The sequence below is a fragment of the Azospira sp. MPR-LB4 genome (genome assembly GCF_058809525.1).
In genome coordinates this window covers 2,618,074-2,638,488 of record NZ_CM179521.1, presented here as the reverse complement: position 1 = coordinate 2,638,488, position 20,415 = coordinate 2,618,074, and the positions used below count along the sequence as shown (strand labels likewise).

18 protein-coding genes and 1 pseudogene are annotated in these 20,415 nt (G+C 55.2%); 5 read left to right on the top strand and 14 right to left on the bottom strand.

Annotation, left to right across the window (positions count from 1 at the left end):
• Positions 1-4: 4 nt before the first annotated feature.
• On the top strand, positions 5-718 hold the full coding sequence (locus AC3QLZ_RS12420; RefSeq protein ID WP_014236194.1) for a DsbC family protein: 714 nt from the start codon (positions 5-7) through the stop codon (positions 716-718).
• Between the two features lie 68 nt (positions 719-786).
• On the opposite strand, the gene AC3QLZ_RS12415 is transcribed toward AC3QLZ_RS12420, so the two are convergent.
• The 7 genes and pseudogenes from AC3QLZ_RS12415 to AC3QLZ_RS12385 form a co-directional block, all read right to left on the bottom strand.
• Complete coding sequence (locus AC3QLZ_RS12415) at positions 787-2,928, bottom strand: methyl-accepting chemotaxis protein (RefSeq protein WP_014236193.1); 2,142 nt, start codon at positions 2,926-2,928, stop codon at positions 787-789.
• Between the two features lie 355 nt (positions 2,929-3,283).
• Complete coding sequence (locus AC3QLZ_RS12410; RefSeq protein ID WP_014236192.1) at positions 3,284-4,765, bottom strand: TnsD family Tn7-like transposition protein; 1,482 nt, start codon at positions 4,763-4,765, stop codon at positions 3,284-3,286.
• Positions 4,766-4,789: 24 nt separating this feature from the next.
• Positions 4,790-5,869 (bottom strand): hypothetical protein, encoded by a 1,080-nt coding sequence (locus AC3QLZ_RS12405; protein WP_238526335.1) that lies wholly within the window; start codon positions 5,867-5,869, stop codon positions 4,790-4,792.
• A gap of 252 nt (positions 5,870-6,121) precedes the next feature.
• Positions 6,122-6,562, bottom strand: a pseudogene (locus tag AC3QLZ_RS12400) (TniQ family protein); the annotation flags it as partial.
• 25 nt (positions 6,563-6,587) lie between these two features.
• The gene (locus AC3QLZ_RS12395) at positions 6,588-8,087 is read right to left on the bottom strand and encodes an ATP-binding protein (protein WP_014236190.1); all 1,500 of its coding nucleotides are present in this window, start codon (positions 8,085-8,087) and stop codon (positions 6,588-6,590) included.
• 3 nt (positions 8,088-8,090) lie between these two features.
• On the bottom strand, positions 8,091-10,130 hold the full coding sequence (locus AC3QLZ_RS12390) for a TnsB C-terminal domain-containing protein (protein ID WP_157870588.1): 2,040 nt from the start codon (positions 10,128-10,130) through the stop codon (positions 8,091-8,093).
• Between the two features lie 329 nt (positions 10,131-10,459).
• Positions 10,460-11,509 carry a TnsA endonuclease N-terminal domain-containing protein gene (locus AC3QLZ_RS12385; RefSeq protein WP_014236188.1) on the bottom strand — a complete coding sequence of 350 codons (1,050 nt, stop codon included), beginning with the start codon at positions 11,507-11,509 and terminating at the stop codon, positions 10,460-10,462.
• A gap of 268 nt (positions 11,510-11,777) precedes the next feature.
• Between AC3QLZ_RS12385 and AC3QLZ_RS12380 the strand changes: the two genes are divergently transcribed.
• Both AC3QLZ_RS12380 and AC3QLZ_RS12375 read left to right on the top strand, forming a co-directional pair.
• Positions 11,778-12,071, top strand: coding sequence for a helix-turn-helix domain-containing protein (locus tag AC3QLZ_RS12380; RefSeq protein WP_043797791.1), 294 nt, complete (start codon positions 11,778-11,780; stop codon positions 12,069-12,071).
• Positions 12,072-12,121: 50 nt separating this feature from the next.
• Positions 12,122-12,871: a phage Gp37/Gp68 family protein gene (locus AC3QLZ_RS12375; RefSeq protein ID WP_014236187.1), complete on the top strand. Its 750-nt coding sequence runs from the start codon at positions 12,122-12,124 to the stop codon at positions 12,869-12,871.
• Here AC3QLZ_RS12375 and AC3QLZ_RS12370 read toward each other — a convergent pair.
• Positions 12,868-13,689 carry a three-Cys-motif partner protein TcmP gene (locus AC3QLZ_RS12370; protein WP_014236186.1) on the bottom strand — a complete coding sequence of 274 codons (822 nt, stop codon included), beginning with the start codon at positions 13,687-13,689 and terminating at the stop codon, positions 12,868-12,870. The two genes, AC3QLZ_RS12375 and AC3QLZ_RS12370, sit on opposite strands and share 4 nt — an antisense overlap.
• A gap of 284 nt (positions 13,690-13,973) precedes the next feature.
• Between AC3QLZ_RS12370 and AC3QLZ_RS12365 the strand changes: the two genes are divergently transcribed.
• Both AC3QLZ_RS12365 and copK read left to right on the top strand, forming a co-directional pair.
• Positions 13,974-14,366, top strand: a complete 393-nt coding sequence (locus AC3QLZ_RS12365) for a CzcE family metal-binding protein (RefSeq protein WP_014236185.1) — start codon at positions 13,974-13,976, stop codon at positions 14,364-14,366.
• Between the two features lie 104 nt (positions 14,367-14,470).
• Positions 14,471-14,749, top strand: coding sequence for a periplasmic Cu(I)/Cu(II)-binding protein CopK (gene copK, locus AC3QLZ_RS12360; protein ID WP_014236184.1), 279 nt, complete (start codon positions 14,471-14,473; stop codon positions 14,747-14,749).
• A 147-nt stretch (positions 14,750-14,896) separates the two neighbouring features.
• Here copK and flgB read toward each other — a convergent pair whose 3' ends face one another.
• From flgB to AC3QLZ_RS12330, 6 genes are all read right to left on the bottom strand, one after another.
• Positions 14,897-15,412, bottom strand: coding sequence for a flagellar basal body rod protein FlgB (gene flgB / locus AC3QLZ_RS12355; protein WP_232058775.1), 516 nt, complete (start codon positions 15,410-15,412; stop codon positions 14,897-14,899).
• A gap of 189 nt (positions 15,413-15,601) precedes the next feature.
• Positions 15,602-15,919 (bottom strand): hypothetical protein, encoded by a 318-nt coding sequence (locus AC3QLZ_RS12350; protein WP_157870587.1) that lies wholly within the window; start codon positions 15,917-15,919, stop codon positions 15,602-15,604.
• A 146-nt stretch (positions 15,920-16,065) separates the two neighbouring features.
• A complete protein-coding gene (locus tag AC3QLZ_RS12345; RefSeq protein ID WP_014236182.1) occupies positions 16,066-16,722 on the bottom strand; it encodes a methyltransferase family protein in 657 nt (218 codons plus the stop codon).
• The gene (locus AC3QLZ_RS12340; protein WP_014236181.1) at positions 16,719-16,985 is read right to left on the bottom strand and encodes a DUF2933 domain-containing protein; all 267 of its coding nucleotides are present in this window, start codon (positions 16,983-16,985) and stop codon (positions 16,719-16,721) included. Before AC3QLZ_RS12340 ends, AC3QLZ_RS12345 begins: the two co-directional genes overlap by 4 nt.
• 742 nt (positions 16,986-17,727) lie before the next feature.
• The gene (locus AC3QLZ_RS12335) at positions 17,728-17,982 is read right to left on the bottom strand and encodes a hypothetical protein (protein WP_014236180.1); all 255 of its coding nucleotides are present in this window, start codon (positions 17,980-17,982) and stop codon (positions 17,728-17,730) included.
• Positions 17,983-18,086: 104 nt separating this feature from the next.
• Complete coding sequence (locus tag AC3QLZ_RS12330) at positions 18,087-20,369, bottom strand: heavy metal translocating P-type ATPase (RefSeq protein WP_014236179.1); 2,283 nt, start codon at positions 20,367-20,369, stop codon at positions 18,087-18,089.
• Positions 20,370-20,415: the final 46 nt, after the last annotated feature.

Below are 20,415 nucleotides of genomic sequence, written 5' to 3'. Positions count from 1 at the left end.
CTCCATGCGACAACTCAAATTCCTGGCCGCCCTGTTCTGCGCCGGCGCCCTCCTCTCCCTGCCGGCCGCCGCCGACGAAGCCTCGGTGAAAAAGGCCGTGGAAGACAAGATCAACGGCAAGGTGCAGAGCGTCACCAAGTCCGGCTATCTGGGCCTCTACGAGGTCTTCGCCGACGGCCAGGTGCTGTACACCGACGAGAAGGTCAGCGTGCTGCTGATCGGCACCCTGGTGGACGGCAAGACCATGCAGAACGTCACCGCCGAACGCCTGAAGAAACTGACCGCCGTGAAGTTCTCCGAACTGCCCCTGGAGCTGGCGGTGAAGCAGGTCAAGGGCAACGGCAAGCGCGTCCTGGTGACCTTCGAGGACCCCAACTGCGGCTACTGCAAGCGCCTCATCAAGGATCTGCAGAAGCTGGACAACATCACCATCTACACCTTCCTCTATCCCATCCTCTCGGCCGACTCCCTGGAGAAGTCCAAGCAGGTGTGGTGCGCCAGCGACCGGGCTGCCGCCTGGAGCACCATGATGACTTCCGCCAAGCCCTTCACCGGCCGCACCGACTGCGACACCGGCCCGGTGCAGAAGTCCTTTGAACTGGGTCGCCGCCTCAACATCACTGGCACCCCGACCCTGTTCTTCGCCGACGGCGAACGCATCCCCGGCGCCGTGCCCCTGGACGTCATCGAGAAAAAGCTGAACAGCCTGGGCCACTGAGCCCTCCGGCCAACGCCGGAAAGCACAAGGGCCGCTGATGCGGCCCTTGTCGTTTGCAGCCGCCGCCTTCAGGCGGCCGAGACCTTGAACTGACCCACCAGCTGATCCAGGGTACGTACTGCACCGCTGGTGAGGGCGGTGCTGCGGCTGGATTCATCCACCGACTGGCGCACCGCCTCGGCTGCCACGGCGATGGTCTCGATGCGGCCGCCGGTGGCGCGGGTAGCCGCCTCCAGCTCGTCGATGGTGGCGAACAGGTGCTCCAGGATGTCCTGCACTTCCTGCTTTTCCGAAGCCGCATCCGCCGCCAGGCGCAGTCCCTCTTCCAGTTCGCTCATGCCGGTGTCCATGCTCACCACCGCATCCTCGGCCCGGGACTGGACCCCGCCGATCATGGCGGCGATCTCCTTGGTAGCATCGGCAGTGCGCTCGGCCAGCTTGCGCACCTCGTCGGCCACCACGGCAAAGCCCCGGCCTGCCTCGCCGGCCCGGGCCGCCTCGATGGCGGCATTGAGGGCCAGCAGGTTGGTCTGGCTGGCGATCTCGTGGATCACCGTGCCGATGCGACCGATCTCCGCCGTGCTGCTTTCCAGGTCCCGGATGGTGCGGGTGGCGCCGCCCACGGACTCCAGGATGCCGGCGCTGCGGGACTGCACCAGTTCCATCTGGCGCCGGGCCTCGGCCGTCACCTGGGCGACCGCCTCGCGCATAGCCTCCACCTTCTGGCTGGCGGCGTTGATGTCCTCCACCTGGCCCCGGATGGATTCCTCGGTTTCCCGCATCTCCGCCGCCATCTGGGCCGACGCCAGGGCCGTGGCCCGGCTCTTTTCCTGCAGGGTGCCGTTGGTGCCGTCGATCTCGCCGGAGGTCTGGATCACCCGGCGGATGATCTGTTCCAGGTTGTCGATGAAGCTGTTGATCCACTGGGACATGACCGTGGTTTCGTCGCTGCCTCCCTCACTGGTGGGCAGACGCTGGCTGAGGTCGCCGCCGCCCTCGGCGATGGAGCGCAGCACGCTGCTGCTCTTGCGCAGGCGCTGGCTCAGGGGCTTCATGCCGAACAGGTTGAAGAAGAAGCCGCCGCCGATGACCAGGCCCAGCTCCAGCAGGCGGGCCGGCAGGCCGGACAGGCCCAACAGCTCCTGCACCCCGACGCCCAGGCCCCAGGCCAGGATCACCACCAGCCAGTACAGCTTCTGCAGCTTGTAGGCGATGCTGCGGTAGCGATAGACCTCCTCCAGGTCGGCCTCGCACATCATGCCCCAGCGGTCCGGCGAGCCGGGCAGGCTGAAGGTGACGCCCTTGCCGATCACCGGCACATGGCGGTAGTCGGAATAGCCCGGATAGGTGACGAACAGGTTCTGCCCCTTGCGGATGGTTTCCCGCACGCCGGGGTGCAGCTGGCCCGTGGCCGGGTCGTTGAACACCAGTTCCAGTTCCGTGTGCTCCCGCACCCGCACGGTGCCGTAGTCGGTGCGCACCCCCTGCTTCAGGTTGTCTCCCAGGGAGAAGGTGGCGTCCTCGAAACGGGAACGGGAGAGGGCCGTGCCCGGCTGGATGGACGGGTCGAACTCGGCCTTGACCATGAACAGGTAGTTGTCCCCCGAATCCCGGAAGATGTGCCCCGCCTCCCGCTGGATCAGGTCTCCCACCACGTCGTTGGGTACCCGGCCGCAGACCGCCCCGGCGAATTCCCCGGCCACGTTGATGGGCAGGTAGAACATCAGGGTCACTGCATCGTGGAAACGGGAAGAGGACGGCCCCAGAACCTTGGTCACCGGGTCCACATAGGGGCCGTGCAGGAAGCGTCCCTGGAGGCCGGCGGCGACGGCCCGGGCGGGCAGGTCCCGGGCGCCGACCCGGCTGCCCTGGGTGGATTCCAGCACCACCCCGTTGCTGTCGATGAGGAACAGCTCGGAGAAGTCCCGGGCGAAGCTCTTCTTCTCCTGGAACAGGCTGCGGGGCCGCTGGGGATGCAGGGCCTGGAGGTCCCCGGCCAGGGTTTCCAGGTGGTGCCAGCACTGCTCGGCCCAGCTTTGCAGGATGCGCACCCGGGTCGAGGCGAAGCCCTCGAAGGCCTGTTCCAGCACGGGGTAGCGGTCCCGGTTGAGGTAGGTGGCCCAGCCCATGGCGATCTTGCCGGTCTTGCCACCCAGAGGCAGCCAGCCTTTCTCGCGGCTGGACAGGGACATGGAAGGACTCTGCAGCATCTGTTCTCTCCGTATTTTTGTGTATTAGTTCACATTCTTTAGCAAGGGCGATGCCAACCCCGTACGGCGAAACGGGAAAATTCCTGCAGCCGCGTCCGCCGGACCCCGCAGGGGAAAAGGCCCCAAATGAAAAGGGGAGCCCGAGGCTCCCCTGCTGCACCGAAAGTGTCACCGCACAATATTTTCTTGAAATCGCGAAAATTCATATGGTTGAGTCATGGTTTCAAGCAATTGACTCACAGCCCCTAGATTACTCGGCTCGACAAAAAGATGTAAGTGCCTAATTTGTTAGCCTTTCAAACAACTATTGTTTTGAGGATGGCTGCGGAGGCCCGCGCGACAATCTCGTTTCAAGTTACCAAAGAGAAGGAGCGACTTCTGCGAGCCATTCCCGATCATGACGCTCCAACCACGCCAATCCATTTCCCTCTATCGACTTCAATGCCTTGATGGAAACCCCGTGCTGGGAATTAAACAACTCCATGGCACGAGCTCGATGGCTAGCACGAAGGCGCTCAAATCGCTGCGCTCTCCAGGAGTTCCGTAAAGAAGGTTCTGAGCCTGCGAATGCCCGGACAAGACTCTTTTTCAACCCAGTTATTTCAGCAATCTGCCCGTAATCGTTACCTGCTTCCAGCAGACTTCTAAGTTGCACCTTCATCTGGTCGTTTAGCACACGAGGCCGATGTTCGAACGGCACACCAACCGAATCCAGCCACCGACATGCCTGGCACAATGGTATCCTCATTGCTTTTGCAGCACGGGTCACTGACCACTTGTCAAACTCGACCAGCTGCCGCAATCCTTCACGCCAGTCGCCCACCATGGCGTCAAGCTCATTAGATATCTCGGCTGACATAGCGCTTCGATACGCGTCGAAAAAGTGTTCCCCTGAGTCAAATAGGAATGCAATCAACACAGCATGCTTTAAAGGGTGGTGCAGTCCGGGGAAGCGCCTGGTCAACAAGCCGACGACTCCTGTGCCACTCGGATCGAGGTCGGTATCGGCAAGAAAGCCGAATCCAGGCACGTTTTCGAGATCACCGAACTCGACCTTTAAGTGCTGTCTGATCAGCAATGTACGAAGCGACCCATCAAATGAGACCCATCCGCGGTCTCGCGCTCCCTGCCGATACACAATTCTCAGGCGGTCGTCATCAAATATCACCGACATTTGGGCAATACTTGCGCTTATGTCAGCAATGCGCACCAACTTGGTGATTGACGCTCCATTAAGGTGCGGCAGACTTTCCCAATCGTTGCAGGAGTGATCCTCTGGCAAAGTCCAATCCCGAAGTCCCCGTCGCTGAGCGCTGCTTTTCAAGCGACGAAGCAGAATACCGTGATGGCGACATACCCAGACGGACGGCCACTGATGCTCAAGAATCCAGCGCGAAAACCCTAATTCACCTAGGTCGTGCTGTATGCACTCAGGGCAAGCCTTCAAAGGATGCGAAGCGCCCACCCGACTGGCCATCAACCCAAGCAGGTGTTTTGGCTCTGCCGCTCGCTGATTACAAACCGCTGCCAATGCCTGTTGGTAGCGTGGTGGTGAGATGAAATTAGCGTAGTACCCCAGCAGTGTCCTTTCCAACGCCAAGGTTTCCGAGGTGCCTAAGCAGTTGCCCGTTCTCTTGCTAAACTCCGACAGATTCTTCGGGAAATCATGCTTTAGCAAGAGACGAGAGGTCCCGAATAGCTGAACACAGGAATAGCTAGCATTTACATTGCCACTTAATCGGTGATACCGCGCGCACCAGGAGTACAAGGTCTCACCGTCGACCAGCGATGGCAGGTTGATTGGATATCCGTCGAATAGACCGATATCGGTACTCATGGACTTTTCCACCAAGGCTTCCGCTCATGTCTGCCCAGCGAATTCCGGTGGTACATAAGCGGTTATTGCGCCGGTCTTTTGATAGCCGCGCCCCGCCTTTCGATACTCTTTTCCCGGGCAGGGACCTGACCAATCAAGATGGATTCCTTTAGCCTCAAGCTGTTTCTTAAACGGAGCAACGGGAATGACTGCCAACGAAACAAGGTAATGATAAACATCGCTAGCGCGGTGATGTTCAAGCCCGGCATCTTCGGTGATGAGACTTCGAGCGACGACCTTTCCATGGTGGCGAGCCATCGCCCACAGTACGCGCCGCGCATAGAAATGCCATTGAGACTCCTGGAATTCAATACACGCTGCACGAGTTAGGGGGAAGCAGATCGCATCCGGCCAGGCAGCTGGCTTGAACTCGGTGTTTCTAACTAACGACCCCATTGAAACTCGCATCGGCCGGTCAGAATCATTAAGAAGGCGAACGGCAGTTTTTTTGATTTCCTCAGCCCAATCAGCATCTCTCGGATGCACCTTGGCCGATGATCGCACCAGCTTCTTAGCCAGCTTAGAACTTCGCCTCTCTATCACCTTCTTCAAGGCTTCAATTCCCGCTTTCGACCCGGCGATAGCGATTCGCTTCATGGCTCCATAGTGATCACGCCATAAATCGCTAATATCGAGATTTTGGTCTATTGCAATTTTTGCCAGTCGATCAACGAGAAGACTCACTCCATCGGCGGTACGATTAACCGGAGTGGGAGCGTATGCGTTATCGGGAGGTACCTCATGTGCGACTACATAGGGGCCTTGAGCCTCAATATCGGCCAGCCTCTCCAGAAATGTCTCAGCGTCCTGAAACAGATAGTTTGCGAGCAATAGGTTCCTATTTAATGGCCCTTCAATTGCCCCCTTCGTTAAGCCGAGAAAGTGAAACCAATTCTCCGTCTTCCCCTTCGCATACGCTCGATCCAGTCGGGCAAGGAGCTCCGGCGAGTAGTAGGATTCCATCGCAGCTTGAAGACTCAACCGGTCGACTTTCTCAGCGCCCCAGCGAAATCCTCGCTCGAGCGCCCTTTCGCGGAGAACCCTGGGCAGGTTCTCGGCCAGCATTCTTTTCGGCACATGGGCCAATACAAGGTTTGCAAACCTTGCAATGTCCTTCTCTATACTGGATGCCACGTAGGCGGACGACTCTACCTCCGCCAGCTCAAACTGATATCCGCAACAACACCCCTGCCAGGGGGCGAGAGTCAGGTCTTTTGGTGATTCGATAGGGCAGCCGCATTCTGGGCAATTGTCCAGCAACCTCCACCCGTGCCTCCAACAGGCTGTGACAGTCGGGATTTGATGTGACCTGTGAAGATACGCAGTATCGAACTGAGCCACGTCTTCCTTAATGCATTCGAGGCAAATTCGCGTTGCGCCAGATTCGCCAACGCTTCTGCGGACATAATCAGCCGATGCCCAAGTCGCTGTGCTGGTGGTAAAGAGCCGAGTTATCGGGAGTAAGGTGCCTTCATGAATTAGCTTCTCCACGTTCACATTGAGGTCACCGGGCATTCTTTTTGCCAGGGCTTCAATTCGCGGCATGAACAAGTTGGACATAGCAAATGGTGATGAGCCGAATAGCTCCCGATACGTCTCAAGAGTTTTGGTATTTCCGCGCTCAATGTGAAAGCGACTGACACGAGATGCCAACGACTCATCAGGTAGTGATGCAGGGAAAAACGGCAGAATCTGACTCCTCTCCAGAATTACCGTGGCAGCAGACGCTGATTGATTAGCACTGCAGGCTGACTGCATACAAAGTCCCTTCTATGTGGGTGACTCAGGCGACGTCTCGGAATGCATCAAAGCCCTTGATGAGAAATTTTTTCAACCCCTCATTGCGGAGGTCATCGCCGTCACACTGGGCTTTTCCCTCAGCTCGCTTCTTCTCGGCGTTAGCTCGTTTAGCAGCTGTCTGCTTTGCGGCGGTCATCTCTCGCTCATGGGGACTCTTCTTCCGGCCAGCGGATTCCGGTGGTGCCATCTCCGACTCGGTGGTCAGAGGCGATTTGCTCCCGTATTGCTCGGCCATTGGCTCTTTGGAATTGTCTTTCGTCTGGCTCAGCAAGCCCCATTTGTTGGCATAGTGCTCGCAGCGAACGTCTTCAAAATCCAGGAGGCGAATAGGGTCGCGATGGACGAATCCTTCGATGAGGTCCCGATCCTTCTGCGAGAAATCGACCCCCTCATAAGCCTGCTGAAGATGCTCCACAGTGAGTGCTCGTTCATTCAAATCAAGCGCCAGTCGTTGGGCTGAATGACATATCCGGCATGCGTAGTCGCGAAATCCGCCGCTATATTGGAATAGGATTTTTCCTCCCGGATCGCTGAATGTCATAGGTTCAGGAAGCACGTAGTAGCGCCAAACGCCTGGCGCAATGCATTTGTGCCAGTCGAAGTCATCTAAACTGATGGGCTCAAAATCGAACGATCCAGCCGAACTCGTGCGTCTAACATCTTGAGAATAGCGATCCAACGCTCCTAGACCGAACGGATTGCCCATGAGGACCATCGGTATCCCGAAGTTCAGCAGACGGAGAAAGAACAGCGCAGCCAGACCGCCATGCGCCTTTCCAGAAAAATTGCGCTGCTGAATTTCATCAATTACCAGGACACCGACTGCATGGATTCTAAGAATAATGCCGACATGGACAGCGAGCTTCTCGTTGCTCAAACGGATGAGAGACGGTTGCGTCGAATAGCTTGTCCCGACTGCTTCGTCGATAGCGCAAAGGATATTTAGTAAGAGCCCACCGAGGGTTCCATCATGCGACATGGGTACATATAGCCACACTAGTTGGACCTGGTGTGACCAGCCAGCCGCCTTGTTTTCTGAGTGCACGATGCACTGGGGCAGCAGTCGTAATGCATTCTTAATCTCGTAGCTTTTTCCTGTTCCGGTTTCTCCGGATACACGGATACATTGGGCGTAGGCTGAAGATGATGGGAGCTCAGAAAGCTTCTTGCCGCTACATGCTGCCAACGCCATCGTTTCCTTTCGTATGCTTAACTGCCTTGGATCTCTCGATAGGTACCCCCGACGAATCATGCGGAATAGCCGCGTCGCCAGCTCCAAGGTAGTCGTCGTCGGCTCAAACAGCCGCTCCTGCATCAGATCAAGCAAGACGTGACGCTCACTATTGCTCAGGCTTGCTACATCAACTCCATCTAGCGGCGAATACCGGATGCGGGGCAAGATATCGTCGACCTGTAAAGCAGTAGCCAAGGGAGACAAGAACGGATGGCTCTCATCAGTAAGTTGTCCGAGTTCTATCGACATAGGTCAGCGCCCCGTATCCTGAAACTTAGTCAGTCGCTCGGTGAGCGCACTTTTTAGTTTCGATGATGAACTGATTGAAACAACGTTACTGGCTGCCGGCCCAACGGGATCGGAATGACCCTTGCGCCATTCCGTGGCTGGGGAAGTATTCTGGTTAGCAACCCGCCTTGTTGCTTGATCGAGCTGAGCAGCCTTTTCCTGCCGCTGGTTTTCCCGCACACGTTCCCGCTTAACCTTGGCCTCAGTGCGACGGCCTTCAGCTTCGGCGCTTTTTCGGTTTTCGCGGGCGTCATCGACCTCGGCAAGCCTGGACATCCGTTGATCAGATACTGCTTGATGGTCCTCAGACTGGGTTTCAACCCGATTCAAACGATTCGCTTCGTTGCTCGCGATCAAGTCGGCGACGTAATACTCACGTACGACGATCACGTCTCGGGAGATATTCGAAATGGGATGAATCCCCTGAGCATCAACCAGAAGAATCTCGGAAAGATCATCTGGATCGACCTTCACCTCTACATGCCGTAGCTCGTTGTGCGCAAAGTTGTGATACAGACATGACTGCTCAATGTACTCACTATTGAAAAGCGCATCTTTGAGCAGTTCAACGCGGTTCCCGGTGTCAGGCCGGTGAAGTACCAGCCCGTTCCTCTGCACACTCGCCGTGTAGGTGGGTAGTAGATTCGAACGCAGATATAGTTCGTCCACCGGTCGCTTGCTGACGTACCCCTCTCTCTCTGCCCATCGATAGATTTCAATCCGGGTGGGGTTGTAAGACCGCCCGGCCATCGCACGCTTCATCTCGGTAGGTACTAGATGCGGTACTCGTTGTTTGGTGTTTGCCCAATGCATCCATTGCCACAACAAGCGTTCGTACCCAAACAAAGATAAGAGCGCATTGCGGATTGGCAACACCTCTCCGCGCTTCGGCTTCCTCCCGTAGGTTGTTCCGGGAAGTTTATGATCGATTCCCGCGTGCCGTGCGTGATGCCCGCCTTCTGACGGTGAGTTTCTGTCGGCTCGCCCGCTTTCGACAAACTCGATTGAGACTCGGACCTTCTTCGCGCATGCTTCCATACCAGCGATGGCGCGAAGCTCACCGTTGTCAGATAACAGGCGAGTAAATAGAAAACTCGAAAAATCATCGGGGGAAATGTCAGACAGACCAAGACGAGCCAGTACCTTCTCCTTGCCAAGGGCTGCCCGTAGGATCGTGAGATTGGCATCTGCAGTACTAGGTCCACCAATCACGTTATGTGCTCCACACCAAAGCCCCAGAAGGGCTTCTCTGACGAAGAGACCACGCGGCACACCGATTGGACTGGTACTGTCGAAGCATGCCACCAGGTTCACATCGATCGGCGAGGCATCGATCGATCCGACCTGCCCGATTGCATGAATTCCGTCCCGGGCCGATCCAACAAGCGGGCGGTAGTTCTTTGCCCACTCTCCCTCCCCCATAATCCGAACCAAAGCCGTCTCACGGTCTGAACTGTTCGGTCCATGGAAGAAGAACTCACGCTCGGTGGGACGCTGATTCGCCGGCAGGAGTAGCGGAAGCTGGCGGCCATTCTCGTTCTTGTAACCATCGCTGTAGAAGGTCGAACTGAAGGCAATGAACTGTTCCTTTTGTGACACTCCAGGCCGGGCGAACATGAAAAAGCCGTCACGTATGTTTTGACGATCCTGCTCATCACAGATCTTCCCTTCCAGCTCCTTATTGCCCACTTTTTTCGCCTGATTGGGAGCGCCTAATCGAATGCCGTTCCGTCCAAAGCGAACGCTCCCCTTCCCCCCTCTATTGGGCGTATTTGGCAGCAATGCATCCTTGTTCTGACCGAAGGCATAGTAGCGATGCAGTGCGTCATAAATCTGGTTGGCGCCAATCTTGGCTGCCTTTGCTCGAGCAGGAACCAACGCATCTAATTCCGCGATACTGGACACCAACTTGGCTTCTGCCATAACGATCAACGGTTCGATCAACCGCCATTTCGCCTCCCGCGCAACTACCTCGGGAGTGGCCCATTCTTCACCAATTTGCACCCACCGCTTTCGTGGACATGCAGCGAGTAGTTCCGCATCTGACTTTCCCCACCAGGGAGGAATGGGCAATGTCTCGGACTGGAGGGCTTTCCGTTCATCTAGCAACTCATGCAGCGTATCAAGGCGTACGTATCTGAACCCCTTAGCGTAGTAGCTTGGCTGCCTCTTACCAGTCTCCCTAGGTGGCGGGGGCTCCGGAATTTGTATTACGACGAGAGGATTGTCTAGTCCATCATTCGCCCCCAATTCATCCACGACACGATAGAGACCGCGGCAGACGGTACAGTTGTCCTCCTGCACTCTGAAAATGAAGCCAACCCCGACGTTCGTCATTTCGCACTCCCTTCAAATAGGGAGCCCCGTAATTTCTCCCTAAGGACGCGACCATTCCTACGCGCAGGATAGGAGGTTAGAAGCGGGACAGAAAGATCGATGTCAATCGCCTGAGTCCAGGCACAGTGACGAAAGACCATCCAGCCTTCCTCGAGAGACATCTTCTGGCTCTCGGACGCACGGGCCACCGCATCGGAGACGGACAGATGTGGCAGCGCTGCAAATTCGTATGAGAACTCATCAACGCATTCGGCGAGGTGCGGCACATCGCTCAGACTGGCACGCTCCATACACCATTCCAGCTGACCGGCCATCAAAATTGGGACGAACCGCGAACTCATGATGAGATACCGGATTCCCATGCGTTCTGCGTAGCGTCGCTCAAGTTCCAGGCGTTCTAGCGTTCGCCACTTCACCTCCTGATCCGGATCCTCAATCGGCTTACAGGAGATTGCTACCAGTTCGAACTCGTTACCGTTCCGTACGGTGACGAGAAAGTCGATGGTGGCAACATAGGGAATATCAGTACCAGGAAAGTAGCCGTGGTCGATCCCAGCTTCCGCTGCAATGTCAAAGAGGCCAGTACAGTAGCCTAGCTGCAGCCCATCAGTTCCCGGAGTTCCATACAGGGGATGAGGATGCGCAATTGGCCAAAGGGGGTACTGCTCCCGCAGATCATGAATCTGCAGCCATAGAAGCAAAAGTGCGATCTGGTACTCGCCGCGGGAAAAGAAATACCCAACTCGATGCAGCGGATGTAAGTGTGCTGCGACTTGATTGGACTCACGAGATGAGTTCTTCCGCCGGAGGGTAAGCCATGGCTGATAGTCAGCGCCGTGTCCCATCCCGTATCCCTGCTGGACGCGCTCATTGAGCTTGTCCCATGTCATTACGCGGCGACGCTTTTTTTGCGTCCCGGTTGGCGAATTGATGCTGGCCAGCCACCGCTGTAGCTTTTCATTCCTCGCAGGACTGTCGAGTTCAACATGCCGATGCTTATCGACCAACTCACCGATATCCCGCTGGATCTGCTCAGCAAGTTCCATTCGCACACCTCCGAACATCCGGTTCGTCTGCCCAGACTTTGTTCAACGTCTAAGTTCGGGCGTAACTAGGTCTTTACTTAGCCAAACAACTAGCGTCAAACGAGTCTGAGAACGAAATAGCGCTCCGACTTCGGCACCGCCCCCTCATGGGGCATCACACATTCCCCCCGAGGTCTTAGCAAGCACATGCAGGCAACTCCACTTAGGGCATTAATATGCGCCAAATGCATATATAATGCAAAACATACATTATTCGTCACACGCCTCAATGATCACCAACATTCCCGAGTTAATCCGAAAAGCCCGTGATCGCAGGAGTCAGGCTGAATTCGCCAAGTTTCTTGGCGTTTCTCAATCGACGCTCTGTCGCTACGAAAGCGGAGAGGTCAATCCCAGAGCCGAAGTCATTGAGCAATGTATGCACCTGGTGCATGGAAACGACGATGACCAGGGATCCTCCATTGAAGAACTCGTGGCCAAGGTCCGGGGACGGTTAGGGCGAGCGGATCAGGCGCCTTTACGGACGGCCCTCTCCAAACTGATCGACGGCCTTGCAGTCTGATTAACTGGCCTAGTGAGATTAAGGACTACTGCTTGTAGGAAGGAGCTGCTATGACAACTCAAACCAGTATCGAGTGGACTGAACAAACCTGGAATCCCACAACCGGGTGCACCAAAATATCTCCCGGATGCAAGCATTGCTACGCTGAAGTTATGGCTCGTCGGTTGCATGCCATGGGGGCGCCAGGCTATGAAAATGGCTTCAAGTTGGCCATCCTGCCGGAACGGCTGAAGCAACCGCTGCAACGGAAAAAGCCGACCGTCTACTTCGTCAATTCCATGAGCGACCTCTTCCACGAGGACATTCCGGATACGTTCCTAGACCAAGTCTTTGACGTCATCCGCAATACCCCTCAGCACACTTACCAGATTCTGACCAAGCGGGCTGAGCGCCTACCTCAGTACTTCAGGGAGCGGGGATGCCCGAGTAATGTGTGGCTTGGGGTTTCGGTGGAAGACCGGAAATATGGTGTTCCCCGTATCGATTACCTGCGGCAGGTAGAGGCAAGTATCCGCTTTTTGTCGGTGGAGCCTTTGCTGGAAGATATCGGCGAGATCGACCTGACAGGGATTCACTGGGTCATTGTTGGCGGTGAATCGGGGCATCATGCCCGGCCCATGCAAGAGGACTGGGTAACCAACGTCCAGGAACAGGCAGATGCCGCCGGTTCTGCCTTCTTCTTTAAACAGTGGGGAGGATGGGGCGCAGATGGCGTTAAGCGCCACAAGAAAGCAAATGGACGAGTCTTCAAGGGCCGTACCTGGGATGCTTACCCTTCGGCCCAGCAAGTGGCCTACTAGAAAAGTCGTCCTTGGCCCTCCACATTTGCTGCCGTCTCCCAGAATTTGTGCGGCAGTTCGTGCTTGGCGGCCATGAGGAGCCAGTAAAGCGGCTGGTTTTTCGTTCCGGTAATCAGTTTCATCTCCGTTGAAGGCCATACACCAAGATTGGCCACCAATTCTCTCCAGTAATCCACCACTTGTCGGCGAACCTCAAGTTGGGTGGTGGTAGTACACACTCCTTGGCGCCAGCCGGGTGCGAATGCATCAAAGGCAGAGTGTTCTGCAGATAGATTGATCGCCAGGTTGCGTTGAAGATCCATCGCACTTAAGTGGATCAGAAGATCAATCCGTTTGAGCCTCGACAGGGCCTGGATTACCCGAAAATCTAATGCCTCCAGATTGTAGGGGTCGATAAATGCAAAGTGGAGTGCATATCCGCTAACCGCCTTGACCATTAGGTCTGCTGCTTGTGCAGCACTAGCGTGTATCGGATGCACTGGAGCTCCGAGTGCTTTTAGGCGACTGGTGCAGGCCTTCAGCCGTTCTTCGTCTAAATCCGAGATATGGAGGGCAGTGAAGGGGGCGCCTCCCTCGACACTGGTCTTCCAGGCAGCCACGACACCGCCATCAATCCATTCACCGGTATCTCGAACTTTCGAGCGGCCCGTCCCGCAGAAAAGGTCGAAATAAACAGCACCTCCCTTTCGTTCGCCTATGTACTTCCGACGAGTGGCTCGGGAAATATCCAAGTATCGAGTAAGGTACTTGTGCTTGTCTTTGGCCCAGATCCCCACTTCGTCAGCAGGGAGTCCATCATCCCCAACAATCAGCCCCATAAGGCGCGCCTCAATTCATCCAAATATCATTATTGGAAACGATAGCGCCAATGACTTTAATAGGGCAATAGACCATGAATAAAACTTACACGCATATAAGAAGGCCTGGCTACTACTTCTATAGCCTTTAATGTTTATGGAAGCATTCCTGACAATTCTTATCAAAATGCTTTCATAAACGTAACGCCTGGGTCAGCGTTCTGTTGGTTTACGACTCCTAAGATGGCATCACGGTTGGACGCGATAGTCCGCCTCAATTAACTAGATGTCACAAGGAGAAAACCATGAAGACGAAGATTTCCCAACTGATGGCAATCGCTGCTATGAGTCTAGCGGCTGTCGGTACGACTTATGCCCACGAAGACTACTCCGAGGCAGGTGCCATTCATTGGCTTAGCCATGTTGCAGAAAGCACGGGAAGCCCGACGGCAAATCAGCAAGCAGCATTTGGATACGCCGCCACCAAAAGTGCCGATCGAGAAATCACTGTGGATAGCGGTACCAAGCACGTAAATGTCACTCGCCTGGAAACCGTCAAGATCAATGTCGGAGGCAAGACTGTTGTCTGGACCTTTGATACGTTGGGAACTGCCGCGTTTCCTCTTTCGAAAATCATGCCTGGCGCAGATGGCATTACGGTCTATGTAGCTGAAAATCCGAGCTATCAGGGGGGCTAATGCACTGACACCGGGATGACACAATTGTCACCTTGGTGACGGCATTTTGTCAGGATGAAACCCCTAGTATCGGAACTGCAGTACACCTAAATAAGGAGATAAAAATGCTGAAGAAAGCACTAATCATTGCCGCCCTGAGTACCGCATGTGTATCCGCCTTCGCCGTCGACGCCTCTCAAGTTGAGAAATCGATCGAGTTGAAAGATGGCTCTACTCTCTACATCTTCAAAGATGGGAAAATGAGCATGGAAGACAAGTTCGGTCGTGCCACGCGCATGAAGAAGGACACCGTAATGGAAACCAAAGACGGCCAGAAGATCATGATGCATGGTGACGAGGTCATGCGCCTTGATAATCTGTTGCACAGCGGGCATCGCGGTTAATCAATTTTGATGTCCATCTGAACGGCTCCCTTTGGGAGCCGTTTTCGCTTCATACATTCCTATAAATTCTGCCTAACATAGTTGCTCGGCAACTTAGGTCTTTATCGGATATATCCCGGCGTATTTAGGGATAAAAAGCCGAACGCTTCATTTCAAATTTTGCAGCATCTCCATCATGTGCTTGAAATGGCCGCTGACCCGATCCAAGGAGAATTCATACATCGTCGAATTCTCTGCAAACTTTGCTCGCTCAACATCCATCTCTACTGTATTCCCATCAGCTGCTGGTTGATAGGGAACATGATATTTGAGGGGAAAAGGAGGGGGCTGCTTGCTTCCAGATAAGTGACCTTGCACAGTATTTGCCAACGGGAGAGATGCTGAAGCTCCTCGGACGATCTCAGCAGCCTGCTCAATATCAATATCAACGGCCTTATAGCCAGGGGTGTCAGCATTCGCGATGTTCGACGCAATGAGTTGCTGCCGGTAAGCACGCACCCCTAGCATTTTTTGCTGAAAATCGTGACTGCCATGCCCCCCTTGTCCGATCGGGAAATGCGCGGAGTGCCCCGCAGCATTATTGGATAGCATTCCAGATGAGTGCCCAATTCCTTGGCTATTACCACTGGACCCAACTCCACCATGAGCAGCATGGGTGCTCATGGGACTACCTGCTTGTTGCGCAATCGCCTGGCTAAAAGCCCCAGAAAAGGTTCCGCCTTCAGCATTCCCCCCCCCATTCCCATGCCCCTCATGCCCGCCTTGAGTCGGAGACATAGAGGCATTGGCTACAGAAGGAATTGACGATGCCCCAGCCATGAGAGTGATAGTTTGTCGGTATCAGGGGGTTATCTATTTTCCAGAATCTTCTTTCGCCGAATATGCGGTTAGAACCTGGGAAATCCGATACTGATATTCAAAGCAATCGATGGAATGTGTCTTCCAATAATCAATCGCAGAACAACTAAAACCCACTAGCCATTTCCCAGGCCGGTCATAGTCAAGAATAGCCAGCTCTGCTGGCTGGCGCAGAAATTCTTTGGCCGTAGAGAGATGATTTGAGAGTGCTTTGGCTGCGTACTCTAGATTTAAAATAGCCAGTTGACCGGCAAAATCCAGATGAGACTCAACCTGGGCTCTAGCGCTACTGAATGGGGTCACCTCAGACATGATTTCTCCCTCTAACATAAAGGCTCATTGCCTCATAGGGAGAGTTTGCCTGGGGTAACCTGTCTCCCCCATAACGGGGAAATTACAAACCGGTCACGTTTCGGTCAGATTCCATAGCAGTTGCCTAGACGGGAGAAGCCCCCCCTCTATGCGGAGTCACCAGTCTCTTCAACCCGGATTATGGGAATCCACCTTGGAGTGTGCTCAGCATAATCGCGCCATGCCTCACCAAACATAGCTTGGCCAACTTGCTCTTCCCGATGAGCTAGTTTGACGTAGGTCGTCACGAGAAGAGGGAACAATAGAAGGGTAATAATTGTTGGCCACTGCAACAGAAACCCAAACATGATCAGAATAAAGGCTAGGTATTGTGGGTGCCGAATCCGCCGATATGGTCCCTCCGTCGCCAGCGTACTGCTCCTTTGTGCTTTGTAGAGAACTGGCCAGGCATTCGCTAGCAGTAGGAAGCCCCCAAGAATGAATACGGTCGATAGCAAATGGAAGGGGCCAAAGTGCGGGTTACTTTTCCAACCGAACAGCATTTCCGGTAAATGACCTGCATCATGAGATAGCCAGTCGATCCCAGGGAAATACTTCGTCAACCATCCAGACAGCAGATAAATGGTCAGCGGAAATCCATACATCTCGGTAAAGAGCGCAACCAGAAAGGCTGAAAACATCCCGAGCGTCCGCCAATCCTGTTTCGTTTGGGGCTTAAAAAAGCTGACAGCAAAAAAAATGAAGAAGGCGGAGTTCAGGAATACGAGAGTCCAAAGTCCGTAACCGGATTGACCATGGTTCATAGCCCAGTCTCCTTCTTTTCACCTTGCTCGTTGTGATGTTCGCCCCTCTGCCCATGGTGTTCGTGATGACCATGGTGCATAAACAGATGCATAAAGGGGCAAGCCAGCAACAGCAAGTAGGGTAGAACGCCAAATAAATGGGCCTGGTGTTCGGACAGCAGATAGAACAAACCGGCTGCAGCAAAGAACCACCATCCCCACCATATTTTCCGCCCATGTCGTGCATGAGCAGAGTCCTCCTTCGTCTTGCTTTCATTTCGCATTTCGCGGCTCCTTATCCTGGCGTCTTAGCTGGTATGGGCCGGAGGACGATTACAACATCCTCTACTAATTGGATGGGCCGCATTCTGAATTTCATTGTCTTCAGTAAAGCGCCATATTGCTCGCATCCAACCATGAAATCCGCTGCACAGAACGAGCCCAGTGCCAGCGCAGGTTTTCTCCAGCTGGGCCAAGGTGACCTGGAACAGGTCATATTCGACCAACAGAGCATCTCCATCCGGAATGGCTGACCTGACCCCTTCCATCCCAAGAAGAAAGCCGCAAACCATACGGATTGCCTCCGGAACAGGAGATATGAAATGCAGTCGGCGCTTCTTGAAGACAGGTGCCAAGCCAAGGCGGCTTTTGACAATACATTCGCCATACGCCCCGTCAGAGGAAGACTGGGATGCAGTTCTCATCGTGGTACTCCTTATGGCGTTCCCCAACCAATCAGTTAGTCGTTGTGAATGAGGATGGCCTTGATGGAATCCATTTCTCCAAAATTCTTCCAATGGGAACTCTTAGGATCTGCCGGCGGTTGCACCCTCGTACAGCCGTGGTTGCATTGGATCTGCCAGCGTCGCATCAAGACATTCCGACAGAAGCCAAAGCGTATTTCCTTGGGATCACTACCAACTGCATCAGCCAAAAGACGGCATGAACAGAGATTACCGTGCCCCGGATTTTCATATGGCGACATAGGGAAGACGAGCCGGGATACCCGGCCCATACCTTAGTGACTTACTTGCCGTCACGCGGATGAAAGTGCTGCTTCTTGGCAACCTTCTTCTGACCTTCAGCAGGAGTGGCTTCCTTTTGATCCTTTGCAGGAGCGGTAACGCCAGTCTTCTCCTCCATGTGGGAATGGGGCTTGGTCTTGGTAGCCGTTGCTTCGGGAGCCGTTACCTTGTCGGAGTCCGCAGCAGCAAAAGCGCCATTAGAAAACAGAGCAACAGCAGCAACCAGGGTCGCAGCAAGAGTAATTTTGGTTTTCATGACAATCTCCTTGAACAGTTGAGTTGGGATCACGTCCGGTTGCCCCCGGATGATTTCCATCTTGCACCGGAAAAACCGTCAAAACCATTAACGCATCATTACTTTTATGTAAGGTTTGCCGCCTTAATGCCACGTAGTCGTAAGGCATTACTCACCACGCTGAGAGATGAAAGGCTCATGGCCGCCGCAGCGATAATCGGGGACAAGACCAAGCCGAATGCTGGATAGAGAATCCCTGCCGCTACCGGCACCCCCAAAGCGTTGTACAAGAAGGCAAAGGCAAGGTTTTGCCGCATATTACCCACCGTAGCAGCCGATAGCAGGCGGGCACGGGCGATACCACGCAAATCACCTTTTACAAGAGTCACCTGGGCGCTGTTCATTGCCACGTCCGTACCGGTTCCCATGGCAATCCCAACATCAGCCTTGGCCAGGGCAGGCGCATCGTTTATGCCGTCTCCAGCCATGGCGACTACCCTTCCTTCCCTCTGCAGGCGTTCAACCAAGGCCAACTTGTCTGCTGGCTTCACTTCTCCATGGACTTCACTGATCCCCAACCGTTGCCCAACCGCCCGGGCGGTGGTTTCACCGTCACCGGTAGCCATTACCACCCGGAGGCCCGCTGCCCGTAGGACCGCGAGTGCTTCCGGGGTGCTGGCCTTGACCGGGTCAGATACCGCCAGAACTCCTTGTAGACGGCCATTGACCGCCAGGTACATGACACTGGCCCCTCCTTGGCGTAGCGTCTCTGCTTGCCCTGCCATGGGGGCTACCTCCACACCATCCTGGGACATCAGGACCGTATTGCCCAAAGCCAGCTGCTTGCCGGCGAGCATACCTCTCACGCCAATGCCGCTGGCGGACTCGAAACCCTCAACCTTTTCCAGGTTGAGACTCTGATCCCGGGCTGCTTGAACAATCGCAACAGCCAAGGGATGTTCGCTCCCCTGGTCAAGACTGGCAGCTAAACGTAATACCTCCTGTTGATCGACACCGGGGGCACCAATGGCACACTCAAACGTAGGCTTGCCTTCTGTGAGAGTGCCGGTCTTGTCCACGATCAGCGTATCGATCTCCCGGAGCCGCTCAATAGCCGCGGCATCTCGAAACAATACCCCCTGGGTAGCGGCCTTACCCGTTGCCACCATGATGGACATGGGTGTCGCCAGCCCCAGGGCACAGGGGCAGGCAATAATCAGCACGGAGACACCATTGATTAGCCCAAAGAGCCAACCCTTCTCTCCGCCGAAGAAGCCCCACCCAAAGAAGCTCAGAAGGGCAATAGCGACAACAACAATTACGAAATAGCCAGCCACCACATCGGCCATGCGCTGCATTGGGGCCTTGGAACGCTGGGCCTGGGCAACCATCTGGACAATCTGGGCCAGCATTGTTTCGGAGCCGATCTTTTCGGAGCGAATAATGAGGCTGCCAGAGGTATTCATTGTGGCACCAATCACCTTGTCCCCAGGCCGCTTGGTCACCGGGATCGGCTCACCCGTCAGCATGGATTCATCCACCGCACTGGAGCCCTCGGTAACCTCACCATCCACCGGGACTTTTTCTCCCGGGCGAACTCGCAGAGTATCCCCCACGTGGACATAATTAAGGGGGATGTCCTCTTCAGTCCCGTCAGCATTGATCCGACGCGCCGTTTTGGGCGCCAGCCCCAGCAAGGACTTGATCGCTGCAGAGGTTTGGGAGCGGGCCCGTAATTCCAGCATTTGCCCCAACAGCGTCAGGGAAATAATCACCGCCGCCGCCTCGAAATACACCCCGATCCGGCCGTGAGCTTCAAACGAGGCCGGGAACAGTCCCGGGGCCAAGGCTGCCACCACGCTGTAGGAAAAGGCGGCGCCGGTACCGATTCCGATAAGCGTCCACATGTTGGGGGTCCGGTGGACCAGGGACTGCCAGCAACGGATGAAGAAAGGGGCTCCCGCCCAGAAAACGATGGGAACGGACAACACCATTTCCGCCCAGGTCCGTAGCTGTGGTGCCAGGAATTCGAGTTGATGCCCCGCCATCGCCAGCATTACTACCAAGAGCGTTAGCGGTAGGCTGCCCCAGAAGCGAAACCGGAAATCCCGATACTCCGAATTGCCTTCCTCTGCCTCCAGTTCCGGAATGATCGGCTCCAAAGCCATACCGCACTTGGGACAGGTTCCAGGCCCCAGCTGACGAACCTCCGGATGCATTGGGCAGGTGTACTCAGCACCGGTGGGCGCCTTTTCCTCCTGGCGGGGATGCAGATACTGCCGCGGATCAGCATCGAATTTTGCCTTGCACTTGCCGCTACAGAACCGGTAGTGCGTCCCCCCAAAATCAGACGCATGGGGGGAATCCGGCTTTACGGTCATTCCACATACGGGATCAATGTCACTCATTTCAGCTCCTCCCCACGGCTGCTAGTCGGGTATGCGCAACCTAAAC